This is a genomic window from Merdimmobilis hominis, assembly GCF_016901855.1.
Lineage (GTDB): Bacteria > Bacillota > Clostridia > Oscillospirales > Ruminococcaceae > Paludihabitans.
Map to the genome: position 1 here is coordinate 1 of NZ_JACJKY010000077.1, position 395 is coordinate 395.

The 395-nt window shown below is 40.5% G+C and carries 1 protein-coding gene; it reads left to right on the forward strand.

What is annotated here, in order from left to right; all coding sequences use genetic code 11:
• The coding region (locus tag H6A12_RS13140) for an IS3 family transposase (protein ID WP_204448444.1) at window positions 1–395 on the forward strand (395 nt) is incomplete at both ends.

Consider the following 395-nt stretch of genomic DNA (forward strand, 5'->3'; position numbering starts at 1 on the left):
ATCGGTTCAGAGATCGTTTCACGGTCGAAGAACTCTGCAAGCTGCTTGAAGTATCCCGTAGCGGATATTACAAATGGTTGAATCGAAAAGACGAACCCGACAAGGACAAAGTGATTGCAGATTTAATCGTGGAATGCCACAAGAAAGCAAATAGAACCTATGGCTATCGCCGTGTTAAGATATGGTTGCTGAGAGAAACGGGACTTGTGATCAACCACAAAGCAGTTTTGCGAATTATGCGCAAATATAATCTGTTGGCTATACGAAAACGCAAACGATTTCGTCATTATGATTGTAACACCTATACCCATTACAACAATGAATTGATGCGCAACTTTAAGGCGACAAAGCCCAATGAAAAATGGGTAACAGATATCTCCTACATACAAACAAAA